Origin of the sequence: Streptomyces sp. SP17BM10 (genome assembly GCF_036322405.1) — a bacterium.
GTDB lineage: Bacteria > Actinomycetota > Actinomycetes > Streptomycetales > Streptomycetaceae > Kitasatospora.
In genome coordinates this window covers 333,698-348,468 of the sequence record NZ_JAQYXB010000661.1, presented here as the reverse complement: position 1 = coordinate 348,468, position 14,771 = coordinate 333,698, and the positions used below count along the sequence as shown (strand labels likewise).

The 14,771-nt window shown below is 73.4% G+C and carries 15 protein-coding genes; 10 read left to right on the top strand and 5 right to left on the bottom strand.

Annotation, left to right across the window (positions count from 1 at the left end; all coding sequences use genetic code 11):
• Positions 1–776 precede the first annotated feature (776 nt).
• The 6 genes from PUR71_RS32250 (at position 777) to paaE (ending at position 6,486) form a co-directional block, all read left to right on the top strand.
• A complete protein-coding gene (locus PUR71_RS32250) occupies positions 777–2,090 on the top strand; it encodes a M20/M25/M40 family metallo-hydrolase (RefSeq protein ID WP_329930713.1) in 1,314 nt (437 codons plus the stop codon).
• A 260-nt stretch (positions 2,091–2,350) separates the two neighbouring features.
• The gene (paaA, locus tag PUR71_RS32245; RefSeq protein ID WP_329930712.1) at positions 2,351–3,418 is read left to right on the top strand and encodes a 1,2-phenylacetyl-CoA epoxidase subunit PaaA; all 1,068 of its coding nucleotides are present in this window, start codon (positions 2,351–2,353) and stop codon (positions 3,416–3,418) included.
• On the top strand, positions 3,415–3,726 hold the full coding sequence (gene paaB, locus PUR71_RS32240) for a 1,2-phenylacetyl-CoA epoxidase subunit PaaB (protein ID WP_329930711.1): 312 nt from the start codon (positions 3,415–3,417) through the stop codon (positions 3,724–3,726). The genes paaA and paaB overlap by 4 nt, the downstream gene beginning before the upstream one ends.
• 13 nt (positions 3,727–3,739) lie before the next feature.
• Positions 3,740–4,684, top strand: coding sequence for a 1,2-phenylacetyl-CoA epoxidase subunit PaaC (paaC, locus tag PUR71_RS32235; protein WP_329930710.1), 945 nt, complete (start codon positions 3,740–3,742; stop codon positions 4,682–4,684).
• A gap of 50 nt (positions 4,685–4,734) precedes the next feature.
• Entirely contained in the window at positions 4,735–5,304 is a 570-nt protein-coding gene (gene paaD / locus PUR71_RS32230) for a 1,2-phenylacetyl-CoA epoxidase subunit PaaD (RefSeq protein ID WP_329930891.1), read from the top strand.
• Complete coding sequence (gene paaE, locus PUR71_RS32225; RefSeq protein ID WP_329930709.1) at positions 5,305–6,486, top strand: 1,2-phenylacetyl-CoA epoxidase subunit PaaE; 1,182 nt, start codon at positions 5,305–5,307, stop codon at positions 6,484–6,486.
• Positions 6,487–6,647: 161 nt separating this feature from the next.
• Here paaE and PUR71_RS32220 read toward each other — a convergent pair whose 3' ends face one another.
• Together PUR71_RS32220 and PUR71_RS32215 are read right to left on the bottom strand one after the other, a co-directional pair.
• A complete protein-coding gene (locus tag PUR71_RS32220; protein WP_329930708.1) occupies positions 6,648–7,775 on the bottom strand; it encodes an NAD(P)-binding domain-containing protein in 1,128 nt (375 codons plus the stop codon).
• A gap of 167 nt (positions 7,776–7,942) precedes the next feature.
• Entirely contained in the window at positions 7,943–8,314 is a 372-nt protein-coding gene (locus PUR71_RS32215) for a YbjQ family protein (protein ID WP_329930707.1), read from the bottom strand.
• Between the two features lie 125 nt (positions 8,315–8,439).
• On the opposite strand from PUR71_RS32215, the gene PUR71_RS32210 reads away from it, so the two are divergent.
• The 3 genes from PUR71_RS32210 to PUR71_RS32200 all read left to right on the top strand — a co-directional run bounded on the left by PUR71_RS32210 (position 8,440) and on the right by PUR71_RS32200 (position 10,839).
• Entirely contained in the window at positions 8,440–9,372 is a 933-nt protein-coding gene (locus PUR71_RS32210) for a hypothetical protein (RefSeq protein WP_329930706.1), read from the top strand.
• Between the two features lie 84 nt (positions 9,373–9,456).
• Positions 9,457–9,975, top strand: a complete 519-nt coding sequence (locus PUR71_RS32205; RefSeq protein WP_329930705.1) for a hypothetical protein — start codon at positions 9,457–9,459, stop codon at positions 9,973–9,975.
• A 117-nt stretch (positions 9,976–10,092) separates the two neighbouring features.
• Positions 10,093–10,839: an aminoacyl-tRNA hydrolase gene (locus tag PUR71_RS32200; protein WP_329930704.1), complete on the top strand. Its 747-nt coding sequence runs from the start codon at positions 10,093–10,095 to the stop codon at positions 10,837–10,839.
• A gap of 94 nt (positions 10,840–10,933) precedes the next feature.
• On the opposite strand, the gene PUR71_RS32195 is transcribed toward PUR71_RS32200, so the two are convergent.
• Positions 10,934–11,476 (bottom strand): MarR family winged helix-turn-helix transcriptional regulator, encoded by a 543-nt coding sequence (locus tag PUR71_RS32195; RefSeq protein ID WP_329930703.1) that lies wholly within the window; start codon positions 11,474–11,476, stop codon positions 10,934–10,936.
• A 64-nt stretch (positions 11,477–11,540) separates the two neighbouring features.
• Here PUR71_RS32195 and PUR71_RS32190 point away from each other — a divergent pair, with 64 nt between their 5' ends.
• A complete protein-coding gene (locus PUR71_RS32190; RefSeq protein ID WP_329930702.1) occupies positions 11,541–12,257 on the top strand; it encodes an SDR family NAD(P)-dependent oxidoreductase in 717 nt (238 codons plus the stop codon).
• Positions 12,258–12,538: 281 nt separating this feature from the next.
• On the opposite strand, the gene PUR71_RS32185 is transcribed toward PUR71_RS32190, so the two are convergent.
• The gene (locus PUR71_RS32185; protein ID WP_329930701.1) at positions 12,539–13,657 is read right to left on the bottom strand and encodes a fatty acid desaturase family protein; all 1,119 of its coding nucleotides are present in this window, start codon (positions 13,655–13,657) and stop codon (positions 12,539–12,541) included.
• A gap of 7 nt (positions 13,658–13,664) precedes the next feature.
• Positions 13,665–14,729: a ferredoxin reductase gene (locus tag PUR71_RS32180; RefSeq protein WP_329930700.1), complete on the bottom strand. Its 1,065-nt coding sequence runs from the start codon at positions 14,727–14,729 to the stop codon at positions 13,665–13,667.
• Positions 14,730–14,771 lie beyond the last annotated feature (42 nt).

Genomic DNA, 14,771 nt, shown 5'->3' with positions numbered 1-14,771 from the left:
CCTTGGCGGTTTGCGCTGCCGAAGCGCGGCGGCGGGTCCATGGTGGAGGTGGACGCGATCCGGCGACCGTGTCCGCGCGCCGAACCGGGCCCGCACGCCGAGCGTCCGCCGCCTCCCCGACGGGTGCCCGGGGCTGGGACCGGCCCGGCACGCTGGGAGCAGGGCCACCTCGCAGGAAACCGAACGGTTCTTCTAGGCTCACATCTCGGCTTCCCTGCGGGGCGCTCTCCGCGCCCGCCGCAACGAAGCCGCCGTCCACGGGGCACCGGGCGACCCGGAGCCACCGGATCGAGCGAGGAGGACGCAATGCCAAGCATGCCGACCAGCCGTTCCACCGCACTTGGGCCGGACGGGCCGTCCGGACGGATCGCCCGCCATCGCGGCCGCCCGGCCCGACCCGCCCGGGTCCGGCACGCCGGATGGACCGGCCGGCCGGTGCGGCCGCTGAATACCGGCGGCGGCCGAGGAGGCGAGCGTTGAGTCCCCAGATCGTCGGGTCGCCGCGCGCGACCGCGTCCGCCACGACCGCGTCCGCCACGACCGGGTCCGCCACGACCGGGTCCGCCACGACCGCACCTGCCATGACCACGTCCGCCACGACCGGGTCGGCCGCGCCAGCACCCGCGGCACCCGTACCTGCATCGGCCACGGTCTCTCCCACCGCGACCGCACTTGCCGCGACCGCCCCGAAGTCCGCGCCAAGGGCGACGTCCACGGCAGCCTCCGCGCCGGCACCCAAGGCGGCCTCCTCCGTGCGGGCCACCGGGAGGGCGATCGTGCCCGGCGCCACCGAGGGCGAGCCCCGGTCCGAGGTTCGGTCCGAGGCCCGTGTCGAGGTTCGCGCCGAGGCTCGCGTCACCGAGGCCCCCGCCACCGAGGCCCGGCCCGGAGCCGTTGCCCAACCCGCCTCCACAACGGCCCTCCCCGGACTCCCGCAGGCCCTCAGCACCCGCGCCCGGACCCTCGCCGGCGGCGTCCGGCGCCGCTGCGCCGACCTCGCCCGGATCGAGTCCCCGAGCGGCGATGCTCCCCGACTCGACGCCCTCGCCGAGGAGTTGGCCTCCGGCTTCCGTGCCACCGGGGCCACCGCGCGCCGCGAACCCGGACCGGCCGGCGACCATCTCGTCCTGGAGTGGGAGGGACAGGACGAGAGCCTGCCCCACCTCCTCATCGTCGGCCACCACGACACCGTCTGGCCCGTCGGCACCCTCGCCGACTGGCCCGTCGCCGAACGGGACGGCACGCTGACCGGTCCCGGCGTCGTCGACATGAAGGGCGGACTCGCCGTCCTGGAAGGCGCGTTCGCGCTGCTCGCCGACCTCGGACAACGACCGCACCGCACCGTGCGGGTGGTCGTGGTGTCCGACGAAGAGGTCGGCAGCCCGGACGGGCGGCGCCTCGTCGAGCGCCAACTGCGCGGCGCCGGGGCCGTCCTGGGTCTCGAACCGCCGCACCCGGACGGTCGGCTCAAGACCGCCAGGCGCGGCAGCAGCCGGGTGCGGCTCACCGTCACCGGACGGGAGGCCCATGCGGGTAACGACTCCCGCGACGGGGTGTCGGCCGTCGACGAACTCGTCGACCAGCTCGTCGTGGTCCGCGGACTCGCCGGCCAACCCGGGACGGAGCTCAACGCCGGGCGGATCAGCGGCGGTTCGCGTGCCAACGTCGTCGCGGGGCGGGCCGAGGCCGAGCTCGGCCTGCGTTTCTCCACCGCCGAGGCGCAGCGCCGGACGCTCGACAACCTGGCCCGGCTGACCGCTCTGCGGCCGGGGGCGCGGGTGCGCACCGAGGTGCTGTCGAGCCGACCGGCGTGGCCGGAGCGCTCGGGCAACCCGCTGCTGAGGCACGTCCGGTCGCTCGCGGCGGTGCTGGGGCAGCAGCTCGACGGGGGTCCGGCGGGCGGTGCCGGGGACACCAACCTGCCCGGCTCGCGAGGGCTCCCGACGCTGGACGGCTTCGGCGCGGTCGGCGCCGGGGCGCACGCCCGGCACGAGTACATCCGGATCGATCAGCTCGCTCCCCGTATCGCCCTGCTCGCCGCGCTCCTCGCGGTGCCGCTCCCGCGGCTGCGGGACCGGGCGGAGGGCTGACGGCCGAGAGCGGGCGGTCGGCAGTGGACGAATGACGGCGAACAGATAACGGCGAACGGATGACAGATGACAGCGAACAGATTTTGAAATCTGTTCGCTGTCATCTGTTCGCCGCCCTCCCGCCTCATCCACCCAAGCTCCCGCACCCCCACACCCCGCCGTCCCCGCTCCCCCTCCACCTTCATCCCTTGCCAGGGCCCCGCCTCCCCGCGCAGAATGGTACCGACCGAACGGTCAGTCGGTTGACGCACGGCGAAGGCATGCGAGAGGGGACCGTGGTGACAGCAGAGGTGGCCGAGCCGGTCCCCGCGCAGACGCAGGAGGACCAGTTCGAGGCGGTGATCGCCGCCGAGCAGCGGATCGAGCCCCGCGACTGGATGCCCGACGCCTACCGGGCGACCCTGATCCGCCAGATCGCCCAGCACGCGCACTCCGAGATCATCGGCATGCAGCCCGAGGGCAACTGGCTCACCCGCGCCCCGTCGCTGCGCCGCAAGGCGATCCTCCTCGCCAAGGCCCAGGACGAGGCGGGCCACGGTCTCTACCTCTACGCCGCCGCCGAGACCCTCGGCGTCGACCGCGCCGAGCTGACCGAGAAGCTGATCTCCGGCCGCCAGAAGTACTCCTCGATCTTCAACTACCCGACCCTCACCTTCGCCGACGTCGGCGTGATCGGCTGGCTGGTCGACGGCGCCGCGATCTGCAACCAGGTCCCGCTCTGCCGCTGCAGCTACGGCCCGTACGCCCGCGCGATGGTCCGGGTCTGCAAGGAGGAGTCCTTCCACCAGCGCCAGGGCTACGAGCTGCTCATGACCCTCATGCGCGGGACCGAGGCCCAGCGCCGGATGGTCCAGGACGCCGTCGACCGCTGGTGGTGGCCGTCGCTGATGATGTTCGGCCCCTCGGACGCCGACTCCCCGAACACGGCCCGGTCGATGGCCTGGCGGATCAAGCGCCACACCAACGACGAGCTGCGCCAGCGCTTCGTGGACATGACCGTCCCGCAGGCCGAGCACCTCGGCGTCACCCTCCCCGACCCCGAGCTGCACTGGAACGAGGAGCGCGGCGGCTGGGACTTCGGCGAGCCCGACTGGGCCGAGCTGACCCGCGTGATCAAGGGCCAGGGCCCGTGCAACGCCCAGCGCGTCGAGCGCCGCCGGGCCGCCCACGAGGACGGTGTCTGGGTCCGTGAGGCGGCCGCCGCCTACGCGCAGAAGCGCGCCGCCGAGAAGGCCGCCGGCGAGAAGCGCGCCGTCGAGCACCGGGCCACGGGAACCCGGCCCGCCGAGCAGCAGCCCAGCAGCACCGAACAGGAGAACGGAAAGTGACCGAGTCCAACGTCGACGACGCCGGCAAGGCCGGCTGGCCGCTGTACGAGGTGTTCGTGCGCCCCCGGCGCGGCCTGAACCACGTCCACGTCGGTTCGCTGCACGCCTCCGACGACCGGATGGCCCTGCTCGCCGCCCGCGACCTCTACACCCGCCGCAACGAGGGCGTGAGCCTGTGGGTGGTCCGCTCCGACGCGATCACGGCCTCCACCCCGGACGAGCGGGACCCGTTCTTCGAGCCCAGCGGCGACAAGGTCTACCGCCACCCGACCTTCTACGACATCCCCGAGGATGTCCCGCACATCTGACGGGGGAACCACCGTGCACGACCACACCGCACCCGCCGGCACCGCGCCCGCCACCACCGCCGTCCACGGCGCCTCGGCGGACGACGACCACGTCTACCTCAGCCTCTCCGAGGCCGCCCCCGGCCCCGAGGGCGAGGGCCGCTGGGCGTACGGCACGGGCTTCGCCGACCCGCTGCTCGGCGTGGACACCGCCCTGCCCGAGGGCGTGGACGGCGCCGACCTCGCCGCCTACTGCCTGATGCTCGGCGACGACGCCCTGATCCTCTCCCAGCGGCTGATCGAGTGGTGCACCCGCGCGCCCGAGCTGGAGGAGGAGGTCGCGCTCGCCAACCTCGGCCTCGACCTGCTCGGCCAGGCCCGCCTGCTGCTCAGCCGGGCCGGCCAGGCGGACGGCACCGGGCGCACCGAGGACGACTTCGCGTACTGGCGCGAGGAGCACGAGTTCCGCAACGTCCGCCTGGTCGAGACGCCGAACGGCGACTTCGCGTACTCGGTCGCCCGCCTGCTCGTGTTCGCGACCGCCCGTGGCGCGCTGTACGAGGCGCTGAGCGACCACCCGGACCCGGTGCTCGCGGCCGTCGCCGCGCGCGGCGTCAAGGAGCTGGCGTACCACCGCGAGTACGCGACCGCCTGGACGCTGCGCCTCGGTGACGGCACGCCGTACTCGTCGGCGCGCATGCAGGCCGGGCTGGACGCGGTGTGGCCGCTGCTGGAGGAGCTGTTCACCGCGCACCCGGTGGAACTGCGCGTGGGCGCCGACCCGGCGGCGCTGCGCGAACCGGTGCTGCGCTCGCTCGCCGCCGTCCTCGCCGAGGCCGGGCTGACCGTGCCGGAGGTGCCGCCGCTGGCCACCGTCCTGGGCCGCGCGGGCCGCGACGGCGTGCACACGGAGGTGCTGGGCCCGCTGCTCGCGGAGCTCCAGGTGGTGGCCCGCGCCCACCCGGGGGCGACGTGGTGACCGGCGCGGGCGTGTCGGCGGGCGTGCCTACGGGTGCGCCGGCGGACGGGTTGGCGGACGTGTCGGTCGGCGCGCCGGCGGAGCCCACCGTCCGGGACCTGGCCCGCGCGGTCGCCGCGGCCGTCCCGGACCCGGAGCTGCCCATGCTCACCCTGGCCGACCTGGGCGTACTGGCCGGCGTCGAGGTGGACGGCGCCACGGGCGCGGTGACCGCCTGGCTGACCCCGACCTACTCGGGCTGCCCGGCCGTCGCCGAGATGGCCGCCGACGTCGACCGCCGCCTGCGGGCGGCCGGCTACCGGGACGTGCGGGTCCGGCTGCGGCTCGACCCGCCCTGGTCCACCGACATGATCACCACCGAGGGCCGCCGCAAGCTCGCCGAGGCCGGCATCGCCCCGCCGCGTCCGGGCGCGGGGGCCGGAGCGGGGGCCGTTGCCGCCGCGCCGGTCGCGCTCGCCCTGGGCCCCACCCGGACGGCCGCCCCCGCCGCCCCCGTGCCGTGCCCGCAGTGCGGGAGCGCCGACACGGAGGAGCTGTCCCGGTTCGGTTCCACCGCCTGCAAGGCCCTGTGGCGCTGCCGCGCCTGCCGCGAGCCGTTCGAACGCGTCAAGGAGATCTGAATGCCCGCCGCCAGCACGGAGACCAGTACGGAGACCCGTACGGAGATCGGCGCCGACACCAGCGAGGAGACGAGAGCCGAGTCAGGTGCGGCGCCCGCCGCGGCCGCCCGCCGCCCCGCCTTCCACCGCCTGCGGATCGCCGGGATCGAGCGGCTCTGCGAGGACGCCGTCGCGGTGACCTTCGCCGTGCCGGACGGCCTCGCCGCCGCGTACGCGTTCCGGCCCGGGCAGACGCTGACGCTGCGCCAGGAGGTGAACGGCTGCGACGAGCGCCGCTCGTACTCGATCTGCGCCCCCGTCGGCGGCCCGCTGCGGATCGCCGTCCGCGAGGTGCCGGGCGGTCTGTTCTCGCGCCGACTGGTGCGCGAGGCCCGGGTCGGCGACGAGCTCGAGGTGCTCACGCCCACCGGCCTGTTCAGCCCCGAACTCGGCGTCCCCGCCGACCACGTGCTGCTCGCGGCCGGTTCCGGCATCACCCCGATGCTGTCGATCGCCGCGTCGGTGCTGGCCGCCGACCGCGCCTCCACCGTCACCCTCCTCTACGGCAACCGGCGCAGCGACACCGTCATGTTCGCCGACGAGCTGGCCGACCTGAAGGACCGCTACCTCGGCCGCTTCCAGCTGGTCCACGTGCTGTCCCGGGAGACCAGGGACGCCGAACTCCTCAGCGGCCGCCTGGACCCCGAGCGGGTTCGCGCGCTGCTCGCAGCCCTCGTGGACGTCGAGCGGGTCGGGCACTGGTGGCTGTGCGGGCCGTTCGGCATGGTCGCCGGGACGAAGGATCTGCTCGCCGAGCTGGGCGTGCCGGGTGAGCGCGTCCACCAGGAGCTGTTCCACGCCGAGGACGAGCCGGTCACCGAGCGCGCCGACGACCCCGACGCGGCGGACGCCCGGGCGGACGGCGCGCACAGCGAGGTCACCGTCGTCCTCGACGGGCGCGGCAGCACGCTCTCCCTCCCGCGCGACCGCTCGATCCTCGACGGCGCCCAGCGCTCCCGCCCCGACCTGCCGTTCGCCTGCAAAGGCGGCGTGTGTGGCACGTGCCGTGCGCTCGTCACCGACGGCGAGGTGGAGATGCGCCGCAACTTCGCGCTGGAGGAGAAGGAAGTGAGCGCCGGCTACGTCCTGACCTGCCAGGCCCGCCCGGTGACGGACCGGGTGACGGTGGACTACGACCGCTGACGCGTGAGCTGCGGCCCGGCCGCCGCCGGTATCGCGGCCGGACCGGGGCAGACCCCGACGGCGCCAGGCCCCGACGGCGCCAGGCCCCGACGGCGTCAGACGCCGACCTCGCCGACCCCGCCGACCCCGTAAGAGGCCGCCTCCGTCAAGGGCCGGCCCCGTCAGACCCCGACCGGGTCGGGATGCCTCGCCGGGTCGCCGAGGAGGCGGACCAGGTCGTTGACGGCGGCGCGCCCGGCCCGGTTGGCGCCGACCGTGCTCGCCGACGGGCCGTAGCCGACGAGGTGGACGCGCGGATCGGCGGTGGCCCGCGTCCCGGTGACGGCGATGCCACCGCCGGGGGAGCGCAGCCCGAGCGGGGCGAGGTGCCCGACCTCGGGGCGGAAGCCGGTCGCCCACACGATCGCGTCCACGGCCAACTCCTCGTCCCCCCAGGCGACTCCGTGCTCGGTGAGCCGGTCGAACATCGGCCGGCGCTGCAGCGCGCCCAGTTCCTCGGCCCGTCGGTACGCGACGGACGGGCCGAGCCCGGTCACGCTCACCACGCTGCGCACCGGCAGCCCCTGACGGACCCGTTCCTCGACCTTCGCGACCACCGCGCGCCCGTACTCGGGGGTGAAGGGTCCCTCGTGGAAGACCGGCGGGGTCCGGGTGACCCACACCGTCTCGCCGACCGCCGCGACCTCCGACAGCACCTGGATCGCGGATGCCCCGCCGCCCACCACCAGCACCCGCTTCCCGGCGAACTCCCCCGGCCCGCCGTACTCGACGTAGTGCAGCTGCCGCCCGGCGAAGTGGCCCGGGTAGTGCGGCAGGAACGGACGGGTCCAGGTGCCGGTGGCGTTGATCAGCGCCCGCGTCGACCAGGTGCCGTGGTCGGTCTCGACCAGCAGGCGGGAGTCCGGCCGGTCCGCCTCGGCGCGCACCGCGTGGACGGTGACGGGGCGCACGACAGGGAGCGCGTGCCGCGCCTCGTACGCCGCGAAGTACCCCGGCACGACCTCGCGGGCGGGGGAGGACGGGTCGGGCGCGGGCAGCTCGGCGTCGGGCAGGTCGTGGAAGCCGTGCACGGTCGCCATCCGCAGGGACGGCGAGCGGTGCGCCCACGCGCCGCCCGGACCGCTCCCGGCGTCGAGCACGACGAAGCCGCCGTCGGCGTCCGCCCGGTAGGGGGCGAAGCCGCGGCGGCGCAGGTGGTAGGCGGCGGACAGGCCCGCCTGCCCGGCGCCCACCACCAGGACGTCCACGCGCCGCTGCCCCTCGTCGTTGGTTGCACCGTAAACAGTCACGCCCCTGAAACATCGGGGGAGTGGCGGGTGTTCCCAACGGCGCACCGCAGCGGTGGAGGCGGCCGGAGCAACCGGAGCAACCGGAGCAACCGGAGCAACCCGAGCAAGCCGAGCAACCGGAGCAACCGGAGCAGCCGAACCGGCGGGACCGGCGGGACCGGCCGGGATCAGGTCGTGGGGGAGATCACGGCCGCCGTGCCGTACGCACAGACCTCCGTGCCGACGTCCGCCGCCGCCGTCACGTCGAAGCGCATCATCAGGACCGCGTTGCCCCCGCGCGCCTTGGCCTGCTCGACCAGCCGCTCCATCGCCTCGTTGCGGCTCTCCACCAGGGTCTTCGTCAGGCCTTTCAGCTCGCCGCCGATCAGCGACTTCAGTCCGGCGCCGATCTGGCTGCCGATGTGCCGGCTGCGCACGGTCAGCCCGAAGACCTCGCCGATCACGTGGTCGACGCGGAAACCGGGAATGTCGTTGGTGGTCACGACCAGGACTTCGGCGTTCGGGCCCTGCCCGCCGCCGTACTCGTTGATGTCAGCCATGGGGCCCATCCTGGCGCCGGCGCGCGTCCGAGGGACAGAGGCGTGGCCGGGGGTGCGGCGGGCAAGGTGTCCGGAAGCTGGTCCGGACCGGTGATCGGGCGGCCGAAAGGCCGTACCGTAGCCCCATGGGCGAGCGAAGCGATCATCCACAGGGGCCGGGCGCGGCGGAGGACTCCGGTGCGCAGGAGATCGAGGCGACGGTGGTGCTGGGCCTGCGGATCACGAACTGGCCGGCGCTGCGCGCCGCGGCGATCGCGGCCGTGGAGGAACTGGACTTCGACGGCATCGATCCGGCCGGCCAGCGCCGCGACCTGCTGCGCGAAGTGGCCGAGGACGCCAACGCGGCGCTCGGCGCGCTGCTGCACCCGGACCGGCTGGTGGCCGCGATCCCGGGCGTCGAGGCGATCGGTGGCACGCTGGAGATCAGCGTCACCGAGGACTTCGCTCCGGACTTCGCCGAGTTGTTCCCGCTGGAGGGCGACGACGAGGACGACGGCGGCGCGGGCGGGGACTGGACCCTCACCCCGCGCACCGCGTGCCTCCTGCACGCCCAGCTGCTCGGGCTGGCCGACGCCGCGTACGACGACCTCGACGAGCACGGGGACGACGCGGTCGCCGAGGGCGAGGACGCCGACTGGACGGTCTTCGCCCGCCTGCCCCAGCGCACCTGGCGCCTCCACCGGGGCTGGCGCCGCGCGATGGCCCGGTCCTTCGACGACCTGGCCGACGACCTCGCCCTCGGCGAGTGGCCGCTGCCGCGCTGCCTGGCCGAGGAGATCGCGCTGCGGATGGCCCTCATCGACGCCCGCACGCTGCTCGGCGCGCAGCCCGAGTCGGTGGCCGACATGATGGGGGACCTGCCCGCCGACCTGTACGACTACGACTGGGACGGCTGCCACGACGAGCTGTTCGGGGTCTACGGGCCGGACGACGGCGATCCGGAGCTCGCGGCCGAGCAGCGCACCGAGCTGCTGCTGGCGGCGACGCATCCGGAGGGCTGGTTCCTGGCCTACGAGGACGCGGAGGAACGGGACAGCCAGCGCGGCTACCGGCGCTGACCGGCCGTCCGGCCGGCCAGCTAGCGAGCCGACCAGCCGACCAGCCGTCCGGCGCGTTCCGGGGGTGGCCGCTAGGCTGCGGGCATGTCCGATATATCCGATGTGCGCGACGTGCCCGCAGGCCCGGACGGGCCCCCGGCGGCGGCCGGGGACGACCAGCTCCTCGCCCGGATCGCGCTCGGACTGGACGGCGTGCAGGCGGCGCAGCGCGGCCGCACGGCGGAGGCACGGGCCAGCTTCGAGGCACTGTGGGCGGCGCTCGGCGAGCGCGGCGACGTCTTCCACCGCTGCGTGCTCGCCCACTACCTGGCCGACCTCCAGGACGACCCGCGGGCCGAACTGGAGTGGGACCGACGGGCGCTGGCCGCCGCCGACTCGCTGACGGCCGAGCGGGCCCAGACCTACGAGTCCGCGCTCCAGGTGCGGGCGTTCTACCCGTCGCTGCACCTCAACCTGGCCTCCGACCACCTCAAGCTGGGCGAGGCCGACCTCGCACGCGAGCAGTTGGAGCGCGCCGTCCGCAGCCTGGACGCCCTGCCCGAGGACGCCTACAGCGCGGGCATCCGCGCGGCGGTGGACGAGCTGCGCCAGCGGCTGAGGTAGCGCCGCGCCGGTGACCGGGGCGGCCGCCGCTGCTTGTGCCCGGGTGGGACCTGCCGTGACCGGGTGACCGGGTGACCAGCGTGATCGGGTGACCAGGGGGACTGGCATGCTGGACGGGTGACTTCTCCGTTCGACGCCCCCGCTTCCGTGTCCGTTCCCGTGCCCGCTTCCGACGACCGCGACGGCCGGCCGCAGTATGTGCTGCCGTTGGTGGTGCGGATGGAGCGGGCCACGCCGCCCGGACGGACGGACGCGCTGGAGACCTCGGCCCGTGCCGTGCTCACGCTGCTCGCCGACCCGCGGGTGACCGAGCCCGACGGGGAGTGGGCCGAGCGTGTCGTGGCGTGGGAGGACGCGCGGATCCGCAAGGTGGTCCGGCGGGCCCGGGGCGGGGAGTGGCGCCGGGCCGGTGAACTGCCGGGGATCACCGTGCGGGGGCGGGAGGCGGAGGTGCGGGTGTTCCCGCCGGTCCCGCTGGACGGGTGGCCGAAGGAGCTCGCGAAGCTCCAGGTCTCGGGGACGGAGCTGGAGGAGACCGAGGAGGTCGGCGCCCCGGAGGCGGGTCTCCCGGTGCTGTGGCTCAACCCGGACGTGGAGATGAGCGCGGGCAAGACCATGGCCCAGACCGGGCACGCCGCTCAGCTCGCCTGGTGGCGGCTGGACGAGGCGCAGCGCAAGGAGTGGGCGGAGTCCGGCTTCGCGCTGGCCGTACGGACGCCGACGCCGCAGACGTGGGCGGAGCTGGTGGCGAGCGGCCTCCCGGTGGTCCGCGACGCGGGCTTCACCGAGATCGCCCCCGGGCCGACCGTCGCGGTCGAAGGCGGCGAGCGCTACTGCCCCACCCCGCGCCTTCGGCGCCCGTGAACGTACCGCTCGAGGGCCCATCGGCAGTAGTGGATCAGGACAGGCCACGACAGGCCGCGTCAGGCCGCGTCAGGCCATAGCGGGTCCGGAGGGCTCAGCCTTCTTCGGGGGCCGTGCGCCGTCGGACATCGGCCATCAGTTTGTGCAGTAGCGCGATGAGCACGGTGCGTTCGTGGTCCGACAGGCAACTGACGAGGGTGGCTTCTCGGCCGAGCACGGTGTCAACGGATCGCTCGATGAGCGCGTGGCCTTCGGCCGTGAGTTCCACCAGGACGGTTCGGCGGCCGGTGCTTGCCGGTGTTCGTTCGACGAGGCCGTCGCGTTCGGCTCGGGCGATGCGTTGTGAGATCGCGCCGGCGGTGACCAGTGTCCGCCGGGCGATCTCGCGGGTGCTGAGGGTGTACGGCGGGCCTGAGCGGCGGATGACGGAGAGCAGGTCGAGGGTGGCTGCATCGATCCCCGCCTCCCGCAGAGCCCGGCCGCGGTCGTCGGTGAAGAGCTTGGCCAGCCACCAGATGGGGGTGACGATCTCGATCGATCCGGTCGGGGTGCCCGGCCGCTCCCGTCGCCAGGCCGCGGCGATCTCGGTGGCGGAAGGGGCGGGTAGCGGGTCCTCTGGTGCAGCGGCGTCGGCCACGGTGTGATTCCTCGTCGATCCCGGCTACGTTTAGGTCTAAACGTAGCAGGGGGCAGGAGGATTCATGACCCGCATCGTGGTCGTCACCGGAGGAACCAGTGGCATCGGCCGTGCCATCGCCCAAAGGTTCGCCGTCACCCGGGCAGAGGTCTTCATCACCGGACGTCACGCTGAAACCGTCGAGCCGACCGCCGAGGAGTTGGGGGTGCACGGTGTCGTCTGCGATGCGACCGACCCGGGGCAGGTCGCATCGCTTGCCGGCCGCCTCGGGGACCTGGACGTCCTGGTCAACGCCGCCGGCGGCCTGCCAGAGACGGCTTCGGACGGCGCGGCGTCCCTGGACGCGCTGCTCGCCCAGTGGCACGCCAACCTGGCGCAGAACCTGCTCACCGCGGTGCTGACCACGGCCGCGGTCCAAGACAGGTTCACCAGCGGCAGCTCCGTCATCAGCATCGGCTCGATCGGCGCCGAGCGCCGTGGCGGCTCCTACGGCGCGGCCAAGGCCGCTCTGGCGGCATGGAACGCCTCCGTGTCCGCCGAGCTCGCTCCCAGAGGTACGACCTGCAACGTCATCTCCGCGGGTTATGTCGCAGGCACCAACTTCTTTCGCGGCCGGCTGAGCGACGAACGCCACCGGGCACTGGTGGAGGAGACGCACAACAAGCAAGCGGGCACGGTCGACGACATCGCCCAGACCGCCTACTTCCTCGCCTCCCCTGGTGCCCGGCACATCACCGGACAGACCATCCACGTCAACGGAGGCGCCTTCACCACGCGGTAGTGCGCCGTTCAGCCTCGAACGGCCGACGTGAACTCGCCGTCTTCGGGGGGTGGCTTCGGATCTCGCGTTGCGCATGGTGTCTTACCAGGTGCCGTCTCCATGTCGGTCGGAATCGGGCCTGGCGCGCGGGCCATGTGCGGGATGGTCGGCATGAACCGGCGCCCCGGATCCGTGCGGCGATCTCCTCTTCGCTTTCCTCCTCGCCTTCCTCGTCGATCTCGTCGCGGGCCATGCCGGCGCTCCCGTGCGGATGCCGTCACCCGGAGAACCAATGCCGGGAATCAGGCCGCGACGAGCTCCTGCTCGCGGTCGGGCCTCGTGACCTTGGGCTTCCTGGTCGGCAGCGAGAGCCGGAAGACCTTGTGCCACGCGGAGAACACCTGCTTGGGCAGCGGCCCGGTGACGTACTCCAGCTCGTACTTCTCGAACAGCGCGCGCACCTTCACCGCGACCTCGGCGTAGCGGTTGCTCGGCAGGTCCGGGAACAGGTGGTGCTCGATCTGGTGCGACAGGTTGCCGGTCATGAAGTGCATGGCCCTGCTGCCGCTGATGTTCGCCGAGCCCATCATCTGGCGCAGGTACCACTGGCCGCGCGTCTCACCCTTGATCGACTGGCGCTCGAAGACCTGTACGCCCTCGGGGAAGTGCCCGCACATGATCACGGAGTGGGTCCAGATGTTGCGGACCAGGTTCGCGGTGAACGTGGCGGCGAGTGTGGTGAGGAACGACGGGCCTGAGAGCAGCGGGTGGATCACGTAGTCCTTGAGCACCTGCTTGCGGATCTTGCGGCCCACGGCCTTGGCCCGCGCGCGGAACTCCGGGTTCTTGCGGCGGCTCTTGTGCAGGTTCTTCCCGAGCTCCAGGTCGTACGCCGCGATGCCGTACTCGAAGAAGCAGGCGTTGATGAGGTTCCACAGCGGCTGGCCGAGGTGGAACGGGCGCCACTTCTGGTCCTCGTCGACGCGCATGATGCCGTAGCCGAGGTCGTTGTCCTTGCCGATCACGTTGGTGTAGGTGTGGTGCAGCTCGTTGTGCGAGTGCTTCCACTGGTCGGACGGCGAGACGTGATCCCACTCCCAGGTGGTGGAGTGGATCTTCGGGTCCCGCATCCAGTCCCACTGGCCGTGCAGGACGTTGTGGCCGATCTCCATGTTGTCCATGATCTTCGCCACGGACAGGCCGGCGGTGCCGAGCAGCCACGCGGGCGGGAAGATCGAGAACAGCAGCACGCCCCTGCTGACCAGCTCGAGCTTGCGCTGCGCCGAGATGACCTTGCGGATGTAGGCGGCGTCCTGCTCGCCGCGGTTGGCGAGCACCTCGTCGCGGATCGCGTCCAGCTCGCGGCCGAGCTCCTCGATCTGCTCGGCGGTCAGGTGGGCGGTGGGGTCGATGGCGGTCAAGGCGCTTCTACCGTTCGATGTCGCAGGGGCCCGCCGCGGCGGACACGCAGGTCTGGATGAGGACGCCCGGCTCGGCCTCGGTGATCTCGCCGGTGCGCAGGTCGCGGACGGCGCCCGCCTTGAGCGGCGTGACGCAGCCGAAGCAGATGCCCATGCGGCACCCGGAGGGCATCAGCACGCCCGCCTCCTCGCCGATGTCCAGCAACGGCGTGGCGCCGTCCGCGTCGACGGTCGTGCCGGTGGTGCTGAACGTGACCTCGCCGCCGTGGCCGCCGTCGCCGGCGACGACGATGCGGGGGCGGAAGCGTTCGGTGTGCAGGCGCTCCTGGACGCCGTGCTCGGTCCAGTGCTCCTCTGCGGCGTCGAGCAGGCCCCCCGGCCCGCAGGCCCAGGTCTCGCGCTCGGCCCAGTCGGGCACGAGTTCGCCGAGACGGGCGACGTCGAGCCTGCCGTCCGTGTCGGTGTGCACCTCGGTGAGGCGCAGCTTCCCGTCCGCGACCAGCTCGTGCAGTTCGTTGCGGAAGATCACGTCTCGCGGCTGTGGCGCGCAGTGGACCATGACGACGTCGTCGAACTCGAGGTCGCGCAGCATGCCCATCACGGGCGTGATGCCGCTGCCGGCCGTCAGATAGAGCACCTTGGCGGGCGTGGCCCGCGGCAGCACGAAGTCACCGGTCGGCTGGTCGAGCTGGACCAGCGTGCCGGGTGTCGCCCGGTGGACCAGGTGGTTGCTGACCTTGCCGTCCGGGATCGCCTTCACGGTGATCGTGATGCGGCCGTCCCGGCGGTCCGTGGGTGAGGTGAGGGAGTAGGCACGCCACAGGCGCCGCCCGTCGACGTCGACCCCGATCCGCACGTACTGACCGGCCGTGTGGCCGCGCCAGCCCCGTCCCGGCCTGATCACGACGGTCGCGGCGTCACCCGTCTCGGGGTGCACGGCCTCGATGCGCCCACGCAGGTCGGCGCCCGCACGCAGCGGGCTGACCAGGTCGAGGTAGTCCGACGGCAGCAGCGGCGTCGTGACCATCTCCAGCAGTTTCCATGCCCTGCTGCGGAGGGCTGCACTCGTCATGACTCCAGCTTGCTGCGCCTCAGGGCGTAAAGTCCTGACCGT

Coding starts and splice junctions, on each gene's coding strand:
- PUR71_RS32215 (WP_329930707.1), bottom strand. CDS start 8,314: ATGGCTGACATCAACGAGTACGGCGGCGGGCAGGGCCCGAACGCCGAA.
- PUR71_RS32205 (WP_329930705.1), top strand. CDS start 9,457: ATGTCCGATATATCCGATGTGCGCGACGTGCCCGCAGGCCCGGACGGG.
- PUR71_RS32190 (WP_329930702.1), top strand. CDS start 11,541: ATGACCCGCATCGTGGTCGTCACCGGAGGAACCAGTGGCATCGGCCGT.
- paaE (WP_329930709.1), top strand. CDS start 5,305: ATGCCCGCCGCCAGCACGGAGACCAGTACGGAGACCCGTACGGAGATC.
- PUR71_RS32210 (WP_329930706.1), top strand. CDS start 8,440: ATGGGCGAGCGAAGCGATCATCCACAGGGGCCGGGCGCGGCGGAGGAC.
- PUR71_RS32180 (WP_329930700.1), bottom strand. CDS start 14,729: ATGACGAGTGCAGCCCTCCGCAGCAGGGCATGGAAACTGCTGGAGATG.
- paaA (WP_329930712.1), top strand. CDS start 2,351: ATGCGAGAGGGGACCGTGGTGACAGCAGAGGTGGCCGAGCCGGTCCCC.